Origin of the sequence: Mesotoga sp. Brook.08.YT.4.2.5.2., assembly GCF_003351125.1 — a bacterium.
In the GTDB taxonomy this organism is placed as follows: domain Bacteria; phylum Thermotogota; class Thermotogae; order Petrotogales; family Kosmotogaceae; genus Mesotoga.
Map to the genome: position 1 here is coordinate 1 of NZ_JPGZ01000025.1, position 2,494 is coordinate 2,494.

The window sequence follows — 2,494 nt, forward strand, 5'->3', positions numbered from 1 at the left end:
CCCTTGCTTCGAAGATTCTTTCATTAATGAAGATAACACAACCCGACAAGGTAACGCCTCAACAAGAACTCACTCTCTGAATACAGAGTTTGTAGTGGCAAAATTCTTCGTTTCTAAAAATACTTTCGCTTGTTTAGCTGTTTTCAGAAGATTAAGTGATAAACTCAAGATAAAACGCATCAGCCACAAAGAAGTTGCGCGTATTCTGCGAGACATTTCTGATGACAGTGGCGGGAACAGAGTTTCTGTGACCGTTGCAAATACTAAGCCGATTCCTGAAGAGGTCACTCTAAGGCTTGACAGCGTTATAAGGATTGAGAAGGATTCTTTGTCGCCCTCGATTATGGGCGAGTTGCTGAAGCTTGCCACATTCGACAATCCTGATTTTTTCAGGGCTCAGGCTATGAGGCTTCCCACTTACAACAAACCAAGACGAATCAACTGCGCAGAAGAAGATGATATCAACTTTCTCTTGCCGAGAGGCTGTCTGGACGATTCAATTGACCTTCTGAAAAGCAACGGAATCGATGTGAAGCTTGAAGATAAACGCTGCAGCGGAAGTTCTGTCGATGTCGCCTTCTACGGGAATCTGACAAAGGAACAGGATATGGCTGTCAATGAGATGTTGGAGCATGATTTCGGGATTCTCTGCGCTCCTACGGGTTCCGGAAAGACTGTAATCGCCTTGAATTTGATCGCGCAGCGAAAGAGAAGCACACTCATTCTCGTTCATCGAAGAGAGCTTCTGAGACAGTGGGAGGAGAGCGTGCAAGAGTTCCTGCAGATCGCTCCTGATGAGATAGGACAGATTGGTCAAGGAAGGAATACGGCAAAAGGGATTCTTGACATTGCTCTAATACAGACACTTAGCCGAAATGAGGATTCTCTGAAGAATCTTCCGGATTATGGGCATGTTATCGTCGATGAATGCCAGCACATTCCCGCCTTCACACTTGAAAGAGTTATCAGGAGCATTCCAGCGCAGTATGTAACGGGTCTGACGGCCTCACCAAAGAGAAGAGATGGCCACGACCCTATAATGTTCATGCAGTGCGGCCCTATAAGGCACAGGATGACTAGAAAGGGGAAGTTCTTCTTCGAACGAACGTATGTGCCTAGGCAGACCGGTCTTGAAACAGAACCAGATTCCAAACCCAAAGAGATCTACAAAGCGATCGAGACCGATAGAGATAGAAATGTCCTAATATGCAACGACATAAGGAAGGCCATAGAAGCAGGAAGGTATTGTCTAGTCTTCTCCGAGAGGGTTCTTCATATCGAGACTCTTTACGAGATGTTGGGTGGTTTGGAGAACAGGATCTTTCTCTTACACGGGAAGCAGTCAAAGAAGATACAGAGCGAGAATCTCAACAGTTTCAGAAACGCTGACAACGGTCTCGCACTGCTTTCAACAGGAAGATATCTAGGGGAGGGATTCGATGACCCAAGACTTGACACTCTCTTCCTCATCTTTCCGATTTCCTGGAAGGGTGTTCTTCAGCAATATGCAGGAAGACTGCACAGAGAGAACTTTGGAAAACATGAGGTCAGAATATACGACTACGTAGATGAGAATGTCCCTATGCTGAAGAAGATGTTTGAAAACCGCAAGAAGGGCTATAAAGCTCTGGGATATAAAGAATTCATCGATGTCCTGTGAGATCAAGTAAGTAAGAGATAAACGCGAGAGGCGAGGCCGACTTCGTCGGGAAGCGAGGCTAATTGATTGACGCAAGGCGCCGAAAAGCATCGGCGGACGCAAGGCTGGCGAAGACCACGCCAGGTCGCAATGCCCGGAGAAACGTCCGGGGACGCAAGGCCCGCTTCGCGGGGAAGCTTTTGTTGGTTCAACGTTATCTTTAGCAGCGTTCAGCGGGTCCTTGTTCTTAAGCGTACAACGGATTTTCAGGAGCCACTGACCTTCGGTGGCCAGTCTTTGCTTCGCTATGGCCAGTTACGCTATGCGGTCAAACAAAGACCATTGAGAAAGAGCGCTGTCGAGACGTTCGCTATGCTCACGAGAGAAGAGAGAAGAAACCAGTCATTGGTCAAATGAGACGCAATGCGCCGAGGAACATCGGAGGACGCAAGGCTGGCTTCGCCAGGAAGTGATGCTAATTGATTGACGCAAGGCGCCGAAAAGCATCGGGGTTCTGTCTCTTTTTTTGTGTAAACCCCTTTTTTGTAATGGGTTTAAGAATCAGCTTATGTACTTAGCTAATCTTTCATACTTTATCACAAGTTGAGTAAGGATCTTTGACCATTCAAGGGTTCTTACTGTCCATTTCTTTGTTATATTTATTATTGCTAGATAAGCCATCTTTAAGAGAGAAGTATCCGTAGGAAAGACTCCCTTATTCTTCGTTACCTTCCTCAGTTGTCTATTAACTGATTCAATGGGATTAGTTGTATAAACCAATCTTCTCAGTTCCTCTGGATATTGAAAAAAGGTTGAGAGAGATTCCCAGTTTTCCTTCCAGCTTTTTATTGACAA

2 protein-coding genes are annotated in these 2,494 nt (G+C 45.8%); one reads left to right on the plus strand and one right to left on the minus strand.

Features of this window, described 5'->3' with window-relative positions; translation table 11 throughout:
• Window positions 1-1,660, plus strand: a 1,660-nt coding sequence (locus Q502_RS06405; RefSeq protein ID WP_220152703.1) for a DEAD/DEAH box helicase, incomplete at its 5' end; no start/stop codon positions are given.
• Between the two features lie 540 nt (window positions 1,661-2,200).
• Here Q502_RS06405 and Q502_RS06415 read toward each other — a convergent pair.
• The coding region (locus tag Q502_RS06415; protein WP_181815876.1) for a transposase at window positions 2,201-2,494 on the minus strand (294 nt) is incomplete at its 5' end.